This window comes from Pseudomonas sp. ADAK2 TE3594 (assembly GCF_053628675.1).
In genome coordinates this window covers 1,925,254-1,947,117 of sequence record NZ_JBRJGV010000001.1, presented here as the reverse complement: position 1 = coordinate 1,947,117, position 21,864 = coordinate 1,925,254, and the positions used below count along the sequence as shown (strand labels likewise).

Below are 21,864 nucleotides of genomic sequence, written 5' to 3'. Positions count from 1 at the left end.
GTCGCTCAAATTTCAATTTCAGAGCTTGGCAATCGACACCTCGGTGGATTTGACGAAGGCAATCACCTCGCTCCCCACCTTCAATTCAAGGTCGCGCACCGAACGGGTGGTAATCACCGAGGTGACGATCCCGGAAGCGGTTTGCACGTCGATTTCGGATACCACTTCGCCCTCTAGTATTTCCTTGATGACACCCTTGAACTGGTTGCGGACGTTGATCGCTTTGATGGTCATGATGAGGCTTCCTGTCTGGTGTCGGACGCATCCACATGGATGTGTAGGCCCTCAAAGTGCACCACCTGAACAGACAACAAAAGGAATATATAATTATCTATTTATTCCTTAATGGAATATAAATTCAAATAACCAAAACGAATTAATAAATACAAAATCAGTATTTATCGTTATAAAAATATCCACGTACTCTCAGCTCATCCCGTCATTCATCACCACAGTGAAGTGCCCCATGAATCCGACTGACAACCTCATCGACTTCGCCAGTTACCGCAAACGCAAACAGGCTCAGCAACGGGCGCGGGCCATGTGGGAAATGTATGCACGTAACGCCGGTCTACAGGCCTATCAATGGGTCCAGGCCGCTCATTCGACCGAGACCCGTCACGCATGAACGCGCAACAACCCTCGCGTTTTCTGGCGAGTGCAGACGAACCCGTGACGGACCTGAATAATCTGGAACCACTGGAAGAAGACCCGATCTGTGAGCGGGTCGCACAGAACCTGCAACGGCTGCGGGGCAAGCGTCACTTGTCCCTCGACGCGCTGGCCCGACAATGCGGTGTGAGTCGGGCAATGCTGGCGCAGATCGAGTCCGGACGCAGCGTGCCGTCCATCAAAGTGCTGTGCAAAATTGCCAAAGGCCTGAAGGTCTCGGTGGCCGCCTTTCTGGAGCATCGGGCCTTCGAAGGTGTGGCCGTGCTGTCGGCGCGTGAGAGCAAACGCTTGGTCAGCGCCAGCGGAGCCTTCGTCAGCCGCGCCCTGTTCCCGTTCGACGTGGCACGCCAATCGGAGTTTTACGAACTGCGCCTGAGCCCGTTGGGCGAAGACCACAGCGAGGGGCATGGCCCCGGTGTCCAGGAGAACCTGGTGGTGTCGCAGGGCGTGCTGGAAATCAGCGTCAACGATGAACGTTACCTGCTGTCTACCGGAGACTCGATCCTGTTCTACGCCGACCAGCCCCACCGCTACCGCAACCCCGCCGACAGTGAGGCCGTGGCTTATCTGGTGGTGACTTACCCGGAACGGCTGGATTAAACACCTGTAAGAGCAATGAACATCTAATGTGGGAGCGGGCTTGCCCGCGATGAGGCCAGCACATCCAACATTGATATTGGCTGACACGCCGCCTTCGCGGGCAAGCCTCGCTCCTACAGGGGAAGCGGTCATTAACGAAATTTTTGTACGACACAAATCCTGTGGGAGCGGGCTTGCCCGCGAAGGGGCCAGCACATCCAACATTGATATTGGCTGACACGCCGCCTTCGCGGGCAAGCCTCGCTCCTACAGGGGAAGCGGTCATTAACGAAATTTTTGTACGACACAAATCCTGTGGGAGCGGGCTTGCCCGCGAAGGGGCCAGCACATCCAACATTGATATTGGCTGACATGCCGCCTTCGCGGGCAAGCCTCGCTCCTACAGGGGAAGCGGTCATTAACAAAATTTTTGTACGACACAAATCCTGTGGGAGCGGGCTTGCCCGCGAAGGGGCCAGCACATCCAACATTGATATTGGCTGACACGCCGCCTTCGCGGGCAAGCCTCGCTCCTACGGGGGAAACGGTCATTAACGAAATTTTTGTACGACACAAATCCTGTGGGAGCGGGCTTGCTCGCGAAGGGGCCAGCACATCCAACATTGATATTGGCTGACACGCCGCCTTCGCGGGCAAGCCTCGCTCCTACAGGGGAAGCGGTCATTAACGAAATTTTTGTACGACACAAATCCTGTGGGAGCGGGCTTGCCCGCGAAGGGGCCAGCACATCCAACATTGATATTGGCTGACACGCCGCCTTCGCGGGCAAGCCTCGCTCCTACGGGGGAAACGGTCATTAACGAAATTTTTGTACGACACAAATCCTGTGGGAGCGGGCTTGCCCGCGAAGGGGCCAGCACATCCAACATTGATATTGGCTGACACGCCGCCTTCGCGGGCAAGCCTCGCTCCTACGGGGGAAACGGTCATTAACGAAATTTTTGTACGACACAAATCCTGTGGGAGCGGGCTTGCCCGCGAAGGGGCCAGCACATCCAACATTGATATTGGCTGACACGCTGCCTTCGCGGGCAAGCCTCACTCCTACAGGGGAAGCGGTCATTAACGAAATTTTTGTACGACACAAATCCTGTGGGAGCGGGCTTGCCCGCGAAGGGGCCAGCACATCCAACATTGATATTGGCTGACACGCTGCCTTCGCGGGCAAGCCTCACTCCTACAGGGGAAGCGGTCATTAACGAAATTTTTGTACGACACAAATCCTGTGGGAGCGGGCTTGCCCGCGAAGGGGCCAGCACATCCAACATTGATATTGGCTGACACGCCGCCTTCGCGGGCAAGCCTCGCTCCTACGGGGGATGTGGTGTCTGCTGGAATGAAAAAGCCCCCGTAACCGTAAGGTCGCGGGGGCTTTTTTTGTGTTGTCAGGGATCAGCAGGTGCAGCACATCAGCGGCATGCCATTGCAGCTCATCATCATCGGCATGCTGCAATCGTTCATCATTTTCATCATCAAGTCGCAGCAGCTTTTCATCATGTCCATGTTCATGCCGGCCATCGGCATGATTTTGCACATCATGCCGTCGGCCATCATCGTGCATTCCATCACGCACTTCATCGACGGCATCGGCATGCCCATCATCGGCATTGGCATCATCATGTTCATCATCGGCATGGCCATGCTCGCCTGGGACATGCACATCATGCTCATGTTGCCGCAGTGCATCATCATCGGCATGCCGCAGTTCATCATCATCTGCATCATTTCAGCGCTGTTCTTGAACATGGCCATGTCCATGCCAGTGGCCGGCATCATTTTGCACATCATGCCGTCGTCCATCATTTCGCAGCTCATGGTCGCCATCATCATCGGCATGCCCATCATCGGCATGCCCATCATTGGCATCATCGGCATGTTGGCGTTCATCATCGGCATTGGCATCTGCATGGCGTTCATCATGGTGTAACTCCCTAAGCGATTCGATAGTTGGACGAAGCTGATGGAGGCGGATTCTAAGGACTGGCGAAGGGACCACAAGATGATGGCCGAGCAGCAGGTTTTGATGTTGAAACCGCTTTAGTGGCGCGGTCGGCACGGCGCCGTCTGCGATAGCGGCTAAAGCGTTTTCATCGCAGACAGAATCAAAACGAAGACATGGTTTTATCAGTTACGGATATTCGACCCAGAGCTATATAAAGAACCGAAAGAAATAATCGATCTAAACAGTGCCGATTTTTTATCCTGCTCAAGTTCGCACAGCGGTCGGGCCACGCCGCACAAAACATTGCTCGGTGACCCGCTCACCCCATTGCTGCCCCTCTTGCTCCTGCTCTAACGTGAAACCAACGTCTTCATACAGCTTACGAGCAGCATCAAGCCCCTTGAACGTCCAGAGCCGTGTTGCACAAAAGCCCCATTCATCGCAGAACTTGATCGCTTCAGCCAGCAAGCGTTTACCTGCGCCCTTGCCTCGCGCCGAGTCATCAAGAATGAAACAGCGCAGGATCGCTTCGCCGCCCTCTCCTTCGCCGTCTATAGCGATGGAGCCGACAATTCGCTGACCGTCCAGAGCCACCCAAACCTCGTTGCGCGGATTGTGCAAACGCCCCATCAACTCCGCCATGTCTGAAGCAACGAGGCTTTCGAACGGCTGGCCGAAGTTCGCATGCCTTGCGTAGTAGTCAGCATGCATTTGCACCATTCGACCGATTACTCCGGGTCGGTAGCCCCGCGCAATGTCCAGCTGCGCCGGGGGCTGCGGCTCTGTACCGAGTCGATGCGTTTGCAGGGCAACGGCATAGTTGGCGATGCCCTCACCCACCACCCGCTGTTGCTCATTGGTCAAATGAGTCATGGCGGCGCTCACCTGTTCCCTGGCGAACGAATCAATGGCTCGCAGGGTGTTCTTGCCCTGCGCCGTGAGTCGCAGCTTCTTGGAGCGCGCGTCATCTTCGTGTGGAATTTCTTCGATCTCGCCGGCCTCGATGAGTTTGCGCACCATCCGGCTGACGCTGGATTTCTCCAGGCCGAGAAGCTCCACAAGCTCCCCTGCCGTCAGCGAGCTCCGCTCCCCAATCTCCACGATCGTGTGAACCGACGAAGGCGGATAGTCCGTCGCGGCCAGGGTGGCTTGCATGAATCCCAACTCTCGCACCATGAGACGTGAAGCCGAACGGACTTGGTTAATCAGGCCTGATGGGTAATGGGTCACGGCAAGCACCTCGAACGAAATGTTCAGTTAGTTGTATAGCACAACTAAATAATCGTCAATTGAACGCTTGCTGCCACTGATCGAAACCGGCCTCACCGACGGGCTTGTTTACGTCGATGTATTGAGCGCCACCGCGGCGCGAATCAGCGTCTTCAATGCGTCTTCATCAATCCTCTCGCCCTCATGGATATCGATGGCACGCCGGGTGTTGCCGTCGAGGCTGGCGTTGAACAGGCCGGAAGGGTCCTCCAGCGAGGCACCTTTGGCGAAGGTCATCTTCACGGCACTCTTGTACGTCTCGCCGGTGCAGATGATGCCGGCGTGCGACCACACCGGAACCCCTCTCCACTTCAACTCCTCGACCACGTCGGGGTCAGCCTGCTTGATAAGGGCCCGAACCCGAGCGAGCGTCTCACCCCGCCAGTCACTCAGCGCCTGGATTTTTGCCTCTATCAGCTCAGAGGCAGAACCTCCCGCCTCGCCTGCCTTTGTGTCGATCTTCTTCATGATGGTTGTCACTCCTCGGGGTGGTCATCAAGTTGCATCACTAGATGAATCCAGCGACATAAACCATAGCAGGAGCCCGCCATGATCAATGCAATCGACACCTGAACGTTGGTGAAGAATGCTCACGACCAATGGAACCGTTTCACGCCCGGCGCCACAGATAGAGGAACCGTCGAAAACAAAACCCAGGGAGTGTTCATGCGGCCAATCGAGGCGAAAGAGCAACTGCGTCAGTGGCTGCGCACGCGGAGTATCGTGGACACGCTGGAAGGTCAGCGTGAGCGTCATGCCGTGCGCACCGTTGACGGCGAGGAGTGCCTGCTCTGGCTGCCCGAACAGGACACAACGCTGTTTATCTTCGTCCTGGTCACCGAACTGACGATGCCCCAGGACAACGACATTCTGGCCCTGGCCATGGCGCTGAACCTCGAACCGACCCGAACCCACGGCGGCTCCCTCGGTTACAACCCAGGCTCCAGGCAACTCATGCTGCGCAGCCTGCATCCCATGAACGATCTGGACGAGCCCGGTCTGGACCGCATCATGACGCAGATGGGCTCCTTGGGCGGTTCGCTGAAGCGCTACATCGAAAGCTATCGACGTCAGAAAACAGCCAATCGGCGCGCGCAAAAAGGACCTCTGCGTTCACCGGCGCTGCATTTGAGCGCCCGACTATTCAGGATGCAATGAGGACACGGCATGCAAATTCACCACTTGGGAGACTCGGCAGCTGCCACCGCTGCGGCGGAACAGGGCCAAACCTCATCGTCAGCCGGGGTCCAACCGGGGTCGCCCGAGGCATTCGCCCATTTCCACCCTCACACTGCGGGCGCCCTGGTCCCGCTGGGTGGCGGTGAGGATGTGTTTTTCGACGCACATTCCTCGTTCTCGTCGGTTGACGCCGCCGATCTACCCAACCATGAAGAAGCGGACGCGCAGCATCGCTCGCTGCGCACCCTGCTGCCGGACCTGATGACGTCCCTCGCCTCGCTACGTGACGGAGCCACGCACTACATCAAGACCAAAACCAAGGAAATGGCGGATAACAGCATGGGGGGAACGGCGAACATCGAGGCCAAACGGCAGATCGCCGAGGAGCACGGCTGCCACCTTGCCTCCCCGTTCCACCAGAGCAAGTTTCTTTTCGAAAAGACCGTCGACGACAGCGAGTTCGCCGCTGACTACAGTCGGGCGGGAGGTGGCGGGCACGGCTGCTTCGGCCTGTCTGTCAACTGGTGCCAGAGTCGCGCCAAGGGTCAATCGGACGAGGTTTTTTTCGACAAGTTGGCGAATTACCGTGAAGACGCATTGCTGCCTCGCGTGCTGGGCTTCCAGCATATTGAACAGCAGCCCTACAGAGACAAGATCCGGAACGCCGGCCCCATGCTCCTGGACACGCTGCCAAAGCTGGGCATGACGCTGGGCAAAGCTCCAGATGGTGTACGTCCTGCCCACTATGGAATGAGGATGGATGCCATCGATCACGAACTGAAATCGGTATTGAAACCCGGCACGAACCAGACCTTCCTGCTATTGAGCGAAAGCCACGCCATGGCCCTGCACCAGGACAGCCAGAACCGCCTGCACTTCTTCGACCCGCTCTTCGGCGTGGTCCAGTCGGACAACCGAGAAAACATGAGCAGCTTCCTCTGCGACGTCTTCAAACGCGACGCCGGCAACCATTGGCGGGGGGACAATCGCAGCCTGCAGCTCAGCGAAGTGGTGCCAGGGCCGGCATTTCACCTGCGTTGATCTCTGAGGACGAATGGAGGTCGTTACCCTGATACCAGTCAGTTAAGCAATTTCAGCCGCGACGCAATCTATGTAGCAGTACGGCTTAACGCGGCTGGCTCTGATCAACGATCAAGACGCTCCCCTAATGACTCTGCCATTCGAACCAAATCAGCAAACGACTTTGCGTGCATTTTTTTCATTGCATGCCCGCGGTGAATTTTCACGGTGATCTCGCTCAGATTCATCTGCCCTGCAATCTGTTTATTCATCAGACCTTTGACTGCGAGGGCCATCACCTCTTTTTCACGAGCTGTCAGCGTCTGATAGTGGGCATGCAGATCTGAAAACTGCTGCTCAAATTGCCGGCGTTTGACATCTGCCTGCAGTGCGGCAGACACCGCATCCAGAAGGTCCTGTTCACGGAACGGTTTTGCCAAAAAATCCACCGCGCCGGCTTTCATCGCCTTGACAGACATTTCGATGTCCCCATGCCCGGTGATGAAAATAATCGGAATATTGGCATTGGATTTGGCTAACTGGCTTTGGAACTCAAGACCACTGTTACCTTGAAGTCGCACATCAAGGATCAAACAGCTTGCACCCTCTGTCTTTGGCTGTTGAAGAAACTCCGCAGTGGATGCGAACGTCTCGACTTGTATACCGGCAGAGCGTAAAAGATTGCTTAATGCATTGCGCATGGAAGCGTCGTCATCCACCACGAACACCATAGAACCTTTACTGCCTTGCTCATTGGATGGTGGATTTCCGTTCATGCACAGCCCTCTTTGGTTGGTTGAGGGAAAAATTCTAGCACAACACTTTACGTTGCGTAAGCGCGCACACAAACATGGTTATAACCCCCCGAAAACACTGGGAAAAATCACGCAATAAAATACAGTTCCAACGCTGAAATAAAAGAAAGCAGATAACGTGGGCAATGGAGAAACGCCCTGACCTGGACACTACAACTTTCCCCACTAATGCACCAGTTGCAAAAATGCTCGCAGTTATTGGACAGAATACTGTATTGACTTTCACCCATTCTAGAACGCGCACGACGGACAATTTCATCGCTTGAATATTCACACGATTCCCGTATCAACCAGACTGGCTTGCCGTTTGCGAAGCTTTCAAGGTCAGTCACTTCGATGGGACCTGGCTTGAGTGAACTGCTAAATCCAGAGTAATGAGCTACGTCTCCACGCCCAAGGTATATGCCATGATGCGCATAACATTTACGCGGGCTAACCAAGTGCGAACCTATTGGCAAATCACCTGCATCCTTTTCGACACGCACCAACTCCAATGGAAACATCAAGGTTTTTCTTGGCGACTTACTACTACTGCAGCGCTCGACAAACAGACAACTTTCAAACATCAGCGCCTTCATATACCCGGCAAGGTCTATTGCTATTATCGCCAAGCACAAAACAATTTCCGTTCGAAGCGATGAAGCCCCACTTATCAACTTGATAGCCAGAGTATTCACGACACATTCTCCACAGACCCTTGATATGCAATATATCGCCAGGACTGCGAAGCTTCATTTGTACACAGGATTAATTTAAGCGACCATTAATATACCTCCGCTAAACCTAAGTATTAAAAACAGAACACTTGGTTGCAGGCGACCAGAGTGCAGTCGATTCAACCATGCTCGACAGGAAGGGTGAATTGAACGGTAGCGCCGCGGGGTCGGTTGACGCTTGCCCACAAGTGGCCGCCATGTGCCTCGATGATCGAGCGGCAGATTGATAACCCCATTCCCAATCCGGTGGGCTTGGTGGTGTAGAAAGAAGCGAAAATCTGCTCGGTGTTTTCCGAGGCAAACCCTGGCCCCGAATCGCTCACACTGACGAGCACACAACCGGCGTCATTTAACAGAGCGCTGATGTGCAATTGGCGTTCACCCTCGCTCACACCATTCATGGCCTCGAGTGCATTCATGATCAAGTTGAGCAGCACCTGTTGCAGTTCAACGCGGTCGCCTTCGATAAATGGTAAACCGTCTTTGAGTTGAGTCCGAATCAAGGTCCCACTTTTCATGATCTGGCCACGAGTGAACTCGATCATCTCGCGAATCGCCGCGTTGATGTCCACCGCCCCCTTTTGCGGTGGTGCCTTGCGGATATGCCGACGAATTCGACCCAATACATCGGCTGCCCGATTGGCATCCATGATCAGACTGCCAAGTACTTTGTGGACCTCATCGATCTCCGGCGGCTGGCTGTTCAGCCAGCGTAGCGCGGCGTTGGCATTGAGGATGGCCGCTGCAATCGGTTGATTGACTTCGTGAGCAATCGAGGCAACAAGCTGCCCCATGGTCGCGACGCGGTTCGCGTGGGCCAACTCCGTTTGCACTTCGCGATAGCGTCGTTCGCTTTCGCGGATTTTTTCTTCCGCCTGTTTGCGCTCGGTCAGATCCAGCACAAAAGCGACTCCTTCCTTGCTGCTGGCTTCGAACATCGCCAAACCGACAATCACCGGCAGGCGACTACCATCCTTTCTGAAATATTCCTTCTCGTGGGGTTGGGCATAGCCGGTCCGCACCGCTTGCGCCAAAAAATGCTCGCTGACTTCACGAAATTCCGGTGTTGTCAGATCTCTCCAGCGCAGACAGCCCGAGACAAGATCCTCTCGCTCGTATCCCACCATGCGAAGAAATGCATCATTGGCCTCGACGATGTCGCCGTCGGCGTTCCAGACGAGGATCCCGATGATGTTGGCGTCTACCAGACGCCGAATCTTCCCTTCGCGCTCCGCGACCTCGCGGTACAAACGGGCATTTTCCAGCGAAATAGCAGCCTGTGAGGCCACCAGTTTCAACACGGCAATCCGGGATGGGCTGAACACCCGGGCGGTCAGATTGTTTTCGAGGTAGAGCGCACCGGTCAGTTTGGCCTGGTTCATCAACGGCAGGCAGAGAACCGATCGGACGTGGTGCCGACGTATATAGGGGTCTTCGGCAAACGGGGCCTCGGTCAGGGCATCATCAAGAAAAACACTCTCACCCGTGCGCAGGACATGGTAAAGCAGTGACTCCGGCAGCAGCGCCGAAGTCATCGGCTCATCGCGCAACTGCATCGAATGGCTGCCAGTGGTCACTTGCGCGGCTATGCGGTGCTCACCCGTGTCCGACAGAATCAACACGCCTCGTTCGGCACCGGCCTGTTCGATGGCCGTGCGCATGATCATGTCGATGAGCTTTTCCAGGACGATTTCTCCCGAAACGGCCTGCGAGACCTTTATCACGGTGGCCAGATCGAGGTGTTCGACCGGTGCGACCATTGTCGTTGTCGGGCCGAGCGTTTGTTCTTCGGTCCTCAGCAACGGATACCGCGCCTCAAGCTGCCGCACCTTGCCATCAGCGCCCCAACGCAGGTAGCCGTAGCGGGCGTCTTGCAAGTAAACGCGGGCTACTTTCCCAAGACCACGGGCTGCGTAGAAGCGAGACGCCAGTTCGTTGGCAAGTGCTTCGATATGGACAAAGCCGCTCTTCTGCGCCGAGTGCACGGCTTGTTCGTAAAGCAACTCGGCCTCGATCAAGCGCCCTTCGACGCGGGCGATCTCGGCGTCGACCAGCGCTGCCCGGCTCGCGAAATTCTCTGGGCACTGTTGAGCCCAGATCTGGAGTTGCCGGTGATCCGTCGCCATGGCGATCAAGTGCTGCGCACGCTCGTCCACCGGGACACTGTCACACCATCGGGCACGAGCCAGTGCGTCATAGAAGTAAAACTCAGCTTCCTCGAAGAACAAATATGACGTCCATAGCAACTGCTGTGCCTTTGCGGCGGCTTGCATGGCCGCCTTGGGGTCGTCGGCCATGTAGCAGGCCTGTAATTTGCGGACCCAGTACCAGCACTCGGCCAATGCCAGGTCCGGATTGCTGGACAGGTGTGCTTCGGTGCCTCTCTCGTCAAACTGTCCATCATCAAAACAACTGAATACTGACGTCGAACCCCGGAGCATCCGAATCAGCGCCAGTTGTGTGCCAATGAAATCGGTGACCAGCCCGAAACGCACTTTCCTGGCGTAATCCAGGCCACGTTCGGCTTCGTCTTGTGCCTCGGACAATGGCTCGCCGGCGAAGAGAGAGTCGGAGGTGAGGCTGTTGCCCGCATAAGCACCATACGGCAGGTCACCGATCCGGTTCGCCGCAACAAATGAGCGGTGCAGCAGATCGCGGCATTGCCCTACGGGCTTCATCCAGCGCACGGCAAAATTCGAGAAGCAAAGATAGGTACTGGCTTCGAATCGCGTCAGGCCTCGTTGTTCAACGAGTTCGCAGCCGAGTTGGCCGAATCGGAATCCTGCCTGGTAGTCGCCGAAACGCCGTCCGGCGACCCTGAATGCATTGGCGTAATGCACACATGAAGCATCGCAGTTGCCCCCTTCGAGGCTCAGGCTGATCGCCTTGCAGATCAACAGGTCCGTCAGGTTCGCATCCGTCTGCAAGGCAGGCGGGAAGAGCTTGCTCAGAGCGCTGACGGTCATGAGGGAGCCTGCATCCTCCATCAGCGGCAAATCGATGAGTTCCTCGATTTGCCGATCGCCCAGTAACGACCAGATATGGTCGTACTCCTGGAGCACTTCATCGTCGCTCGGATGGGCCGACCACTCGATGCCCACATGCCGCAGATAGGCGAGACAGACAGCGACCGCGCCATCGCTGCGATCCATCAGCAGGTAGACATCCATTTGCAGACACACGACATTGGCTCGTTCGATCGTAGTCGTGGCGCGATCCGACAGCGCCGCCAGGCGCTTGTCCGCGACCGATAACTGCCCGGTCAGCAGCTCGCATTCGGCCCGGTTCAACTCCAGCGCGAAGATCAACCCATGGAGACGCGTCCAACAGTTGTCGTCCAACAGCTGCGCGCCCGTGGTGAGATAGTTGAGCGCCGAAGCATAGGCCGTTGACGCCTTGGCGCGCTGGCCGGCTATCAGGTTGAGCTCTGCCAATTGCTCCCGCTCGGCCTGATCGGTGAGCAGCACAGCGCCGCTATTGAGCTGGCCGACGATGTCAAAGATCGCCTCCTCCCGCCCTTGCAGGGACGTCTGCGCCGCGAGCAGCCGGCCGATTCGCAGATGAGCCTCGGCGCGAGCCCCCTTGGGGATCAGCGAATAGGCCGCTTCATGAATACGGTCATGAACAAAACCATAAGCGCCTTCCAGCCGCTGGACCAACTCCTGGCGTATGGCTTCCCACAATACCGTGCGGATCTGTGCCTGGGGGATGCCCAGAACGGTGGAAAGCGCCATGGTCCCGGCAACGTTCCCCAGACAGGCAAGCTGCTGTAATGCCAGTTGCGTTTCAGCCGGCAAGCGGGTCAGCTTGCCGACCATCAGGTCCACGATGTTGTCGGTGTAACCCTTGGCATGGATGCGATCCGGACTCCAGCACCACTGCCTTGTTTGATGATCGAAGGTCAGCAGCTGTTCGTCAGCGAGCGTTTGCAGAAACTGGATCACGAAGAACGGGTTGCCGGCGGTTTTGTCCAGCACCAACTGCGCCAGGGGCTCAATGTGCGCAAGCTCGTCATGCAGCGCATCCGCAATCAACTGCTCAATGTGTCCCTTCGCGAGCGGCGCCAGCGTGATTTCATCTACCCTGCCCCCCGCGTTCCGAATAGCCTGAAGTTTTCCCGTTAGAGGGTGCGCGCCACTCACTTCATTGCTGCGGTAGGCACCCACCAGCATCAGATGCCGCACATCCGAGCTGGTCAACAGATCCTCCAGCAGGTCGAGCGTTGCCGCGTCGATCCACTGCAGATCGTCCAGGAACAGGGCAAGCGGATGCTCCGCCCGGGCAAATACACCGATAAAGCGCCGGAACACCAGGAGGAAACGGCGTTGCGCCTGTTGAGGCTCAAGTGTCTGCACCGGTGGCGGCTCACCAATGATGAGCTTCAGTTCGGGAATGAGGTCGGTCATGAGCCCCGCGTTGGCATCCAGTGCGTTCTGTAATGCGTCACGCCATTGCGCCAGTTCTGTGTCGTTCTTGCCAAGCAGTGTGCGCACCAGGCTTTGAAAGGCCTGCACCAGCGTCGAATAGGGAATATCGCGCCGGTATTGATCGAACTTGCCAGCTGCGAAAAGTCCTCGCGGCGGAACCAGCGCTTTGTGCAGCTCATTGACCACAGAGGATTTGCCAATACCGGAATAGCCGGTGACCAACATGAGCTCCGGCGCGCTGCTGGCGATGATCCGATCGAACGCGGCGATCAAGGTACTCACCTCATGCTCGCGCCCGTAGAGTTTCTCGGGAATCATCAGCCGATCGGATGTCCCTTGCTCACCCAACGCAAAGGCATTGATGTGGCGCAAGGACTCCCAGTCTGCCAGGCATTGCCGCAGATCGTGTTCAACACTCGCAGCCGTCTGGTAGCGCTCCTCAGCAGTCTTGGCGAGCAGCTTCATGACAATCCGGGAAAGCACATCGGGGACGGTTTCGACCCGCACGCTCGGTGGCTGCGGTTGTTTGGCGATATGGCAGTGCACCCACTCTATCGGGTCAGATGCCGTAAACGGCAGCGAACCCGTGAGCATCTGGTAAAGCGTGACGCCGAAGGAATAGAGGTCGCTGCGCAAATCGATCGAGCGATTCATCCTGCCGGTCTGCTCAGGTGCCATGTAGGCGAGCGTGCCGGCGATGGTCTCAGGCGCCTGTCGCTCACGCGGTAACCACGAGGCGAGGCCGAACCCTGTAAGCCGGGCCTGACCGTCGGAGCAGTTCACCAAAATATGAGAGGGCTTGATATCTTTATGGACGAGTCCGCGTTGGTGGAGCTTTCCCAATGCCTGCGCGATGCTAATGGCAAGACGCAGAAAAGTTGGCGTTTCCATGGGGGCGACCAGCAGCTGCACAAGCGGCGTGCCACCCGTATCCTCCAGCAGCAGATACATCTGCCCACTTTCTCGCACCATCTCAAGCGGACGCACAGCCCAAGAGCCATCCAGTTCGTCCTTCAGGCCAAACTCGTGGGCGAAACGGCCAAGACAAGCCGGAAGCGGTTGTTCAGCAGCAGGTCGTGCAACCAGAACATTGCGGCTGCCTTCCACACCCGAGCGTAACTCTCGACAGAAGGTACGCTCGCCATCGTTCCATAGTATCTGCATGCTGTTATCCGTCGGAGCGGGAACAATAAGTAGGTTCTTGACTGCCGCACATTGCCGTCACGCTGTATCCAGTGTCGCGCCGCATGCCGATGCCGCCGCAATAGCCTACAACAGCTTCCAGTACCATTAGAACCTGGATTTGACCCAGCCCACCGTCAGCACAAAGATCAATGCCAGTGATAAAGCTAACGGGGGACGCTTCACGGAACAACGTAGCCTCAAGTCACGCTACGGCCAGAGGCACGGGCTGCTCTTGATGTTGACCGAGATAGTGACAGAAGCACGAACGCAACCAGCGTTCCCGAGGGTCGTTGTGGGCTGCGCCGCGCCAGGCCATGGACAAGTCCGGCGCCGGTAGCGCCAACGGCGCAAAGTCGGCGCGCATCCCTTCCATTCGCGCCATGGCCCGGGCGACGTAGTCCGGTACGATCGCAATCATGTCGCTGCCGGCGAGCAAAGCGGGCAAGGCACTGAACTGCGGAACAGCCAGGACGACCCTGCGCTGCCGACCGACCAGGCTAAGGGCATGATCGGCATCGTCGATGACATTTCCCATCGACGAGACAACCACATGAGGCCGTCTGCAAAAGTCATCCAGCTCGAGGGCGCCAGGGTCCGAATCGGCGCGCAATAGCATTGGCTGCATCGCTCGCAGGCTTTTGCAATGAGCACTGGCCGGCAGCTCCTGGGCAAAGCTGATACCCACGGAAATCTCTCCCGAGGTCAGCAATTGGGGTAATTGCCGATGGTCCACTCTGCGCACTACCAGCGTGATGTTTGGCGCCTCATCCCGCAGATGCTTGATCAAACGTGGAAGCAGCGCGTACTCGACATCGTCAGAGAGTCCGATATGAAAGGTCTCGTCACTGGTGAGTGGGTCGAACGCCTGGGCACAACTCAAGGCGACAGCGATGCCATCCAATGCTGGCGTCAGCCGCGCATGAATTTCTTCTGCGCGCGCAGTCGGCTCCATCACCCTGCCAGTGCGGATGAACAGCGGATCATTGAACATCGAACGCAGTCGCCCGAGGGCGCTGCTGATAGTGGCCTGGCACAGGAAAAGTTTCTCTGCGGCCCGGGTAACGTTGCGTTCGCACATCACTGTTTCAAAGACAATCAACAGATTGATGTCGGCACGCCGCAGATCATTTCTGTTCATCACGTTCACCGCCTGGGCACAAGGCCGCATGAGTAAGGGAGTTCAAGCTTATGCAGCCCAATAGCAAGCCGTCACTTGTATCTAGGTTCAACCGATGTATCCCTTGGTTGCGCAGCCTTGTACGTGGGTATGCCCGCAATCGCGACCCAGTAGTACAAGACCAACCCGGGTGATTTCATCGAACTTCAAAGTTTCCCCACACTTTGGTCTTAGCAGATTATACATTGGTATACTTCAACACTTTATAAGTCGGCGTATGTTGTAATAACGGCCAAAGCTGTCACGAGGGTCCCAAATGAAGCAAGACACACCCATACGCAACTCAATGATTATCGCCATCGTCGATGATGATGACTCGGTCCGGACAGCGCTTGAAAGCTTGCTGCGATCCAGCGGTTACAAAGTTCAAACTTATTGCAGCGCTCTGGAGTTTCTCAACACGAACGGCCCCGCTCAAACACATTGCCTCATTTCCGATATCCAGATGCCCGGAATGAGCGGTTTGGAGCTTCACAAGCAGCTCGTCGCGATGGGCTTTCACATCCCCACTGTATTCATCACGGCTTACCCTGAAGCCCTCCCCCCCCTTGGCACCAATACGCCTGCGCTGATTGCCTGTCTGCCTAAACCTTGTGACGCCAATAAGCTTCTGAACTACATCGAAACAGCCCTCCTCCAGCAGAACTGAGTGCGCTCTGAACGCTCTCTTTTACATCCAATACAAACCTTCGTATAGACCCATCCCCCCTGACGTATAGTTTTTCTGAACCGATGTAGAAGTGCGCCGAAAACAATCCAGCCATAACCTGAATCCACAGCGGGCGACCTGCTGCTTTCAACATAAACGCCTTGACTTTCGGCGCCTGTTTATCGCTCCACCAAACTTGAAGAATAACTTCAAGAACATTGAAAACCTTTTTTGAGGAACAACTAATGAAACAGCATATTCTGGTTATTGGTGCGGGGTTCGGTGGCGTGTGGAGTGCATTGAGCGCCGCCCGCCTACTGGATAAGCACAGCCGTAGCGACGTGGAAATCACGCTGCTGGCACCCCAGGCGCAATTGCGCATTCGTCCCCGTTTCTACGAGAGCGACGTGCACAAAATGTTCGCTCCCCTGGATGGGTTGTTCGACTCGGTAGGTGTGCGTTTCATCAAAGGCACCGCCGAGCACATTGATGACCTTGGAAGGACCGTTGGCTATCGCGACGAGGCTGGCCGGTGGAGCACATTGACCTACGATCGCCTGGTACTTGCCGCTGGCAGCCAGTTATCCCGTCCTATGGTGCCAGGTCTTGACGCCCACGCCTTCGACGTTGATCAGATCGAAGCCGCGGTGCGTCTGGAGAACCACCTCAAATCCCTCAAGAACCGTCCCTCCAGCGTTGCCCGCAACACGGTGGTGGTCGCCGGTGGCGGTTTCACCGGTATCGAGACCGGCACCGAGATGCCGGCGCGCCTGCGGTCCTTGCTCGGTAACGATCAGGACATCCGCGTGATCATCATCGACCGTGCGCCTCAGATTGGCGCGACCATGGGTGAGGGAATTCGTCCATCAATCATCGAAGCGTCCGAATACCTGGGCATTGAATGGGTGGTCAACGCCAGCGTGACAGCAGTGGACGCCAACGGCGTTACCCTCGCCGATGGTCGCCGCATCGAGAGCCAAACAGTGATCTGGACCGTCGGCTTTCGCGCCAGTCCGCTGACCGAACAGATTTCCAGCGTGCGCGATGCCCAGGGGCGCCTGCACGTCGATGAGAACCTGAAGGTGCTCGGCCAGGAGCATGTCTACGCCGCTGGAGACGTCGCCTATGCCGCCACCGACGACCTCGGCAACTTCGCCGCAATGTCTTGCCAGCACGCGATTTCTCTAGGCCGTCACGCCGGCAATAACGTCGCTGCGGACCTGCTAGGTGTCGCGCCCACCGCCTACCGTCAGCCCAAGTACGTGACCTGCCTCGATCTGGGCGCCTGGGGCGCGGTGTTTACTGAAGGCTGGGATCGTCAGCTCAAGTTGGTCAAGGAAACGGCCAAGGAGCTCAAGACGCAGATCAACACCCAGTGGATCTACCCGCCGGCAGCTGATCGGGCCGCCGCCCTGGCAGCAGCCGACCCGATGATTCCTGTGGCTTGAAGCCCCCCTCCACCTGAACCCGACGTGACCCAAGCAATAGGAGAAGGACCATGACAATGCAGTTGAACCACCCCTCCCAAAAGGATGGAGCACAGAAAAGGAATGCTCAGCAGGAGTCAAACATGAGCTTGCACAACACGGCGTCCGAGGAGCTGGTTCCTTCGCGCTATGCGCTGCGGATCGGCGAGATTGACGTGCTGGTGGTCAGTGATGGAGTGCTGCCCCTGCCGACCGAGACGATGTCCACCAATGCCGACCCAGCCGCCCGCGCGGCCTGGTTCAAAGACATGTTCCTGGGGCCGGACGCGTTCGATTGGGCGCTGAACGTACTGGTGGTGCGCAGTGGCGACAAGCTCATCCTCGTCGACGCGGGACTCGGAGGGCAGTTCCCCGGCTTTCCGCGGGCCGGGCAGTTCCCCAAACGACTGAAGGCCGCCGGTATCGATCTTTCGTCCGTGACCGACGTGGTGATTACCCATATGCACATGGACCATATCGGCGGGCTGCTGGTCGATGAGGTGAAGAGCCAACTGCGTCCGGATCTGCGTATCCACGTTTCAGCCACCGAGGTCGCGTTCTGGGAGTCGCCCGATTTCTCCCTCACCGCCATGCCGTCGCCGGTGCCGGACGTCCTGCGGGCAACGGCCAATCAGTTCATTAGCGAGTACCGCAGCAAGGTGCGCACGTTCGAAGATGAGTATGAAGTGGCGCCAGGCGTGGTCGTCAAGCTCACCGGCGGCCACACACCAGGGCACAGCGTGGTCTACGTGACATCCGGCGGCGAGCGGTTGACCTTCGCGGGCGACGCCCTGTTCCCGGTCGCCTTCGAACACCCCGACTGGCATAACGGCTTTGAACATGATCCTGAGGAGTCGGTTCGTGTTCGTGTCCGCCTGTTGCAAGAGGCGGCGGCTAGCGGTGAGCTGTTCGTGGCGACTCACCTGCCGTTCCCCTCCGTTGGCCGGGTGGCAGTGGACGGCGACGCCTTTCGCTGGGTTGCGGGTTTCTGGGACTACTGATCGCTTGTCGGGTTTGCGCCTGCGTTCACGGAGGCGCGAATCTCCCTGAGCAACAACACATGATCGAGAGACCGCCAATGAAAGACTCCAATCGGGAGATAGATCTCCAGCGTCGGGCCATATTGGCAAGTTCAGCAGTAGTGGCCGCCAGTTTGTTGGTTCCGCTTTCCAGTTTTTCCGGGTTGACGCAGGCCGCTGACAAGCCCTCTACAACCCAACACAAACCAGATCACAAGGAGATGCACGCTATGAACTCTATTACGACCAAAGACGGCACCGAGATTTTCTTCAAGGATTGGGGTCCGAAAGACGCGACGCCCATCGTCTTTCACCACGGCTGGCCATTGAGCGCGGACGACTGGGACAACCAGATGATGTTTTTCTTGCTCAAAGGTTATCGGGTGATCGCGCACGACCGCCGCGGTCACGGCCGCTCGACCCAAACCTGGGTGGGTAACGAAATGGACACCTACACCGCCGATGTCATCGAGCTGACCGATGCGCTCGACCTTAAAGGTGCGATCCATGTCGGCCATTCGACCGGTGGGGGTGAAGTAGCGCGCTACGCCGCTCGAGCCAAACCGGGACGCGTTGCCAAGGCCGTGCTGATCAGCGCGGTTCCCCCCATCATGGTTAAGTCAGAGAAGAACCCCGGTGGTTTACCTCTGGAAGTGTTCGACGGGTTCCGTTCCGCACTGGCCGCCAGCCGCGCGCAGTTTTACCTGGACGTGCCGTCGGGGCCGTTCTACGGTTTCAATCGACCCGGGGCGAAGGTTTCACAAGGCGTAATCGACAACTGGTGGCGTCAAGGCATGATGGGCGGTGCAAAAGCTCATTACGACTGCATCAAAGCGTTTTCCGAGACCGACTTCACCGAAGACCTGAAGGCGATTCAGGTGCCCACACTGGTCATGCACGGAGAGGATGATCAGATTGTGCCGATTGCCGACTCTGCGCCGCTTTCGGCCAAACTATTGAAACATTCCACCCTCAAGACGTACCCGGGCTTTCCCCACGGTATGCCGACGACCAACGCGGATCAGATCAACGCCGATTTGCTGGCGTTCATTCGCGGTTGAGCACTAACGTCGTGACGGCGATCTGATCGCCGTCGCGGCGTCTGAAATGGTTGGCGCTGGAAAACCCTGAACGACGAAACACCTCCCTGAAAGATTTAGCCCATCTGTTGCATCGACCGGTTGAATCCACAGCAAAAAACGGTCATTCGCCCCCCCCGAAACAATCTTTGTGATCCCCGCACAACCGGTCACCAGTGCCAGCACCAACCGGGCACTGTTGCGCTTTGTCACGCCCCAATCTGACATGTTTATTTTCACATGAGTTGCATATTGATTTTTATTGTGTCATTTATAGCCTCGCCGATCACAGGACTGATCCGCCGCGCCAACCCGGATGGCGGGCACCCGTACCCCCAAAATGCCCTCCAAGGAGTCAACAATATGAACAAGACAGAACTTCTAGGTGCTCTGGTGCTATGCGCTTTCAGCTTCCTGGCACATGCCGACGAAGACAGCCTGCGTATCGGTATCGAAGCCGCCTACCCTCCCTTCTCCTTCAAGACACCAGAGGGCAACGTCAGCGGATTCGATTACGACATCGGCAACGCCTTGTGCGAAGAAATGAAGGTCAAATGCGAGTGGGTCATTCAGGAGTTCGACGGCATGATCCCGTCGCTCAAAGTGCGCAAGATCGATGCCGTGCTGTCGTCGATGTCGATCACCGAAGACCGAATGAAGTCCGTGGACTTCAGCAAAAAGTACTACCACACACCGGGCAAGTTCGCGATGAAGGCCGGCAACCTGATCAATGACCCTTTGGTGGACCTCAAGGGTAAGAAAGTCGGCGTGCAGCGCTCCTCGACTTACGATCGTTTTGCCACCGAGCAACTGGAAAAAGCCGGCGTCGTCGTGGTGCGCTACTCCTCACAAAATGAAGCCTTCCTCGATCTCGCCTCGGGTCGTCTGGACGCCACCCTCGCCGACATCGTCAACACCGATGAGAGCTTCATCAAGACACCGGCTGGCCAGGGCTTCGCACTGACAGGGCCCGACATCAACGACCCGAAATATTTTGGCAGGGGCGCCGGGATCGCCGTGCGCAAAGGCGACAGTGCCAACGTTGCGCGCCTGAGTGCCGCGATTGACGCCATTCGCGCCAATGGCAAGTACCAGCAAGTGATGGCCAAGTACTTCGCATTCGATATCTACGGCGAGTAAGCCCTTACCCCTGCCCCCCTGACCCAAGACCCGGCGACGGCCCATTGCAGGCGTATGTCAGGGGGTTGTCTTGCGCGCCTCGCGGCGCTCGCTTGAGGAACTTCATGATGCTTCACGGCTACGGATCGAGCATTCTCGATGGCGCCTGGCTGACCATAAACCTGGCCTTGACGTCCATGTCCCTGGCGATTGCCCTGGGGCTGATCGGCGCGGCATTCCGATTGTCACCACTCAAATGGCTGGCCGTGCTCGGGGAAAGTTACACCACCCTGATTCGCGGTATTCCAGACCTGGTGCTGATCCTGCTGATTTTCTACGGTGGCCAGGATCTGGTGAACCGCATTGCCCTGGCGCTCGGTTACACCCGCTATATCGACATCAACCCCTTTATCGCCGGCGTCTGCACCATGGGCTTCATTTTTGGTGCCTACCTCTCGGAAACCTTTCGCGGCGCCTTCATGGCGATCCCCAAAGGTCAGGCCGAGGCCGGCGTGGCCTATGGCATGGGCGGTGCGCAGGTGTTCTGGCGAATTCTGGTACCGCAGATGATTCGTTTCGCCATTCCCGGGTTCACCAACAATTGGTTGGTACTGACCAAATCCACCGCGCTGATCTCGGTGATCGGCTTGCAGGACATGATGTTCAAAGCCAAGAACGCAGCGGATGCCACACACGAGCCATTCACGTTTTTTCTCGCGGTAGCCGCGCTGTATCTGATGCTCACCAGCCTGTCCTTGCTGGTGCTGCGCTATCTGGAAAAACACTACTCGGTCGGCATCAAAGCCGCCGAATTGTGAGGGGAACCGCCCATGATTCTCGACTACAACCTGATCTGGGAAAACCTGCCGCTGTACTTCAATGGCGCCTTGTTGACCCTCAAAGTCCTGTTCATTTCCCTGGCCCTGGGTTTGGTATTGGCCATTCCACTGGCGCTGATGCGGGTGTCGCGATCGCCGCTGATCAACTTCCCGGCCTGGCTCTATACCTACGTGATTCGCGGCACGCCGATGCTGGTGCAACTGTTCCTGATCTATTACGGCCTGGCGCAGTTCGAAGCAGTGCGCCAAAGCGTGCTCTGGCCTTACCTCTCCAGCGCCACCTTTTGCGCCTGTCTGGCCTTCGCAATCAACACCAGTGCCTATAGCGCCGAGTTGCTGGCCGGCAGTCTGAAATCCACCCCCCATGGCGAGATCGAAGCCGCCAAGGCCATGGGCATGTCACGCCTGACCCTGTATCGCCGCATTCTCATGCCGTCGGCCTTGCGCCGGGCATTGCCGCAGTACAGCAACGAAGTGTTGATGATGCTGCAAACCACCAGCCTGGCCTCCATCGTCACCCTCGTCGACATCACCGGAGCCGCGCGGACTGTCAGCTCGCGGTTCTATCTACCGTTCGAGGCGTTTATCACCGCCGGGCTCATCTACCTCGCCCTGACCTTCATTCTGGTGCGCCTGTTCAAGTTGGCCGAGCGCCATTGGCTGGCGTATCTGGCACCGCGCAAGTACTAAG

Annotated in this window: 19 protein-coding genes; 11 read left to right on the top strand and 8 right to left on the bottom strand. The window is 57.2% G+C overall.

Going from position 1 to position 21,864, the window contains the following annotated elements; genetic code table 11:
- Positions 1–18: 18 nt before the first annotated feature.
- Positions 19–234: a TOBE domain-containing protein gene (locus tag AB7M22_RS08985; protein WP_007904463.1), complete on the bottom strand. Its 216-nt coding sequence runs from the start codon at positions 232–234 to the stop codon at positions 19–21.
- Positions 235–466: 232 nt separating this feature from the next.
- Here AB7M22_RS08985 and AB7M22_RS08980 point away from each other — a divergent pair, with 232 nt between their 5' ends.
- Positions 467–628 carry a hypothetical protein gene (locus tag AB7M22_RS08980; RefSeq protein ID WP_008011108.1) on the top strand — a complete coding sequence of 54 codons (162 nt, stop codon included), beginning with the start codon at positions 467–469 and terminating at the stop codon, positions 626–628.
- Entirely contained in the window at positions 625–1,272 is a 648-nt protein-coding gene (locus AB7M22_RS08975) for a helix-turn-helix domain-containing protein (RefSeq protein WP_007904465.1), read from the top strand. The genes AB7M22_RS08980 and AB7M22_RS08975 overlap by 4 nt, the downstream gene beginning before the upstream one ends.
- 1,392 nt (positions 1,273–2,664) lie before the next feature.
- Here the strand turns inward: AB7M22_RS08975 and AB7M22_RS08970 are convergent.
- The 3 genes from AB7M22_RS08970 to AB7M22_RS08960 form a co-directional block, all read right to left on the bottom strand.
- Positions 2,665–3,192 (bottom strand): hypothetical protein, encoded by a 528-nt coding sequence (locus tag AB7M22_RS08970; RefSeq protein WP_454185983.1) that lies wholly within the window; start codon positions 3,190–3,192, stop codon positions 2,665–2,667.
- 286 nt (positions 3,193–3,478) lie between these two features.
- Positions 3,479–4,390: a bifunctional helix-turn-helix transcriptional regulator/GNAT family N-acetyltransferase gene (locus tag AB7M22_RS08965; RefSeq protein WP_454188777.1), complete on the bottom strand. Its 912-nt coding sequence runs from the start codon at positions 4,388–4,390 to the stop codon at positions 3,479–3,481.
- 162 nt (positions 4,391–4,552) lie between these two features.
- On the bottom strand, positions 4,553–4,951 hold the full coding sequence (locus tag AB7M22_RS08960) for a DUF1801 domain-containing protein (RefSeq protein ID WP_454185982.1): 399 nt from the start codon (positions 4,949–4,951) through the stop codon (positions 4,553–4,555).
- A gap of 198 nt (positions 4,952–5,149) precedes the next feature.
- Between AB7M22_RS08960 and AB7M22_RS08955 the strand changes: the two genes are divergently transcribed.
- The gene (locus AB7M22_RS08955) at positions 5,150–5,641 is read left to right on the top strand and encodes a CesT family type III secretion system chaperone (RefSeq protein ID WP_454185981.1); all 492 of its coding nucleotides are present in this window, start codon (positions 5,150–5,152) and stop codon (positions 5,639–5,641) included.
- A 9-nt stretch (positions 5,642–5,650) separates the two neighbouring features.
- Positions 5,651–6,703 carry a YopT-type cysteine protease domain-containing protein gene (locus AB7M22_RS08950; RefSeq protein WP_454185980.1) on the top strand — a complete coding sequence of 351 codons (1,053 nt, stop codon included), beginning with the start codon at positions 5,651–5,653 and terminating at the stop codon, positions 6,701–6,703.
- A gap of 104 nt (positions 6,704–6,807) precedes the next feature.
- Here the strand turns inward: AB7M22_RS08950 and AB7M22_RS08945 are convergent, their stop codons facing one another.
- The 4 genes from AB7M22_RS08945 to AB7M22_RS08930 form a co-directional block, all read right to left on the bottom strand.
- A complete protein-coding gene (locus tag AB7M22_RS08945) occupies positions 6,808–7,458 on the bottom strand; it encodes a response regulator transcription factor (protein ID WP_454185979.1) in 651 nt (216 codons plus the stop codon).
- 107 nt (positions 7,459–7,565) lie between these two features.
- Positions 7,566–8,174 carry a lecithin retinol acyltransferase family protein gene (locus AB7M22_RS08940; RefSeq protein ID WP_454185978.1) on the bottom strand — a complete coding sequence of 203 codons (609 nt, stop codon included), beginning with the start codon at positions 8,172–8,174 and terminating at the stop codon, positions 7,566–7,568.
- Between the two features lie 158 nt (positions 8,175–8,332).
- Positions 8,333–13,804 (bottom strand): trifunctional serine/threonine-protein kinase/ATP-binding protein/sensor histidine kinase, encoded by a 5,472-nt coding sequence (locus AB7M22_RS08935; protein ID WP_454185977.1) that lies wholly within the window; start codon positions 13,802–13,804, stop codon positions 8,333–8,335.
- Positions 13,805–14,027: 223 nt separating this feature from the next.
- Positions 14,028–14,963, bottom strand: a complete 936-nt coding sequence (locus AB7M22_RS08930) for a LysR family transcriptional regulator (protein WP_454185976.1) — start codon at positions 14,961–14,963, stop codon at positions 14,028–14,030.
- A 295-nt stretch (positions 14,964–15,258) separates the two neighbouring features.
- Here AB7M22_RS08930 and AB7M22_RS08925 point away from each other — a divergent pair, with 295 nt between their 5' ends.
- The 7 genes from AB7M22_RS08925 to AB7M22_RS08895 all read left to right on the top strand — a co-directional run bounded on the left by AB7M22_RS08925 (position 15,259) and on the right by AB7M22_RS08895 (position 21,863).
- Entirely contained in the window at positions 15,259–15,651 is a 393-nt protein-coding gene (locus AB7M22_RS08925; RefSeq protein ID WP_454185975.1) for a response regulator transcription factor, read from the top strand.
- A 245-nt stretch (positions 15,652–15,896) separates the two neighbouring features.
- Positions 15,897–17,099, top strand: coding sequence for an NAD(P)/FAD-dependent oxidoreductase (locus tag AB7M22_RS08920; RefSeq protein WP_454185974.1), 1,203 nt, complete (start codon positions 15,897–15,899; stop codon positions 17,097–17,099).
- 50 nt (positions 17,100–17,149) lie between these two features.
- The gene (locus tag AB7M22_RS08915) at positions 17,150–18,118 is read left to right on the top strand and encodes an MBL fold metallo-hydrolase (protein ID WP_454185973.1); all 969 of its coding nucleotides are present in this window, start codon (positions 17,150–17,152) and stop codon (positions 18,116–18,118) included.
- Between the two features lie 248 nt (positions 18,119–18,366).
- The gene (locus AB7M22_RS08910) at positions 18,367–19,197 is read left to right on the top strand and encodes an alpha/beta fold hydrolase (RefSeq protein ID WP_008011081.1); all 831 of its coding nucleotides are present in this window, start codon (positions 18,367–18,369) and stop codon (positions 19,195–19,197) included.
- Between the two features lie 381 nt (positions 19,198–19,578).
- Complete coding sequence (locus tag AB7M22_RS08905) at positions 19,579–20,355, top strand: ABC transporter substrate-binding protein (protein WP_454185972.1); 777 nt, start codon at positions 19,579–19,581, stop codon at positions 20,353–20,355.
- Between the two features lie 107 nt (positions 20,356–20,462).
- Positions 20,463–21,152, top strand: coding sequence for an ABC transporter permease (locus AB7M22_RS08900; RefSeq protein ID WP_032830789.1), 690 nt, complete (start codon positions 20,463–20,465; stop codon positions 21,150–21,152).
- A 12-nt stretch (positions 21,153–21,164) separates the two neighbouring features.
- Entirely contained in the window at positions 21,165–21,863 is a 699-nt protein-coding gene (locus tag AB7M22_RS08895; RefSeq protein ID WP_007904476.1) for an ABC transporter permease, read from the top strand.
- Position 21,864: the final 1 nt, after the last annotated feature.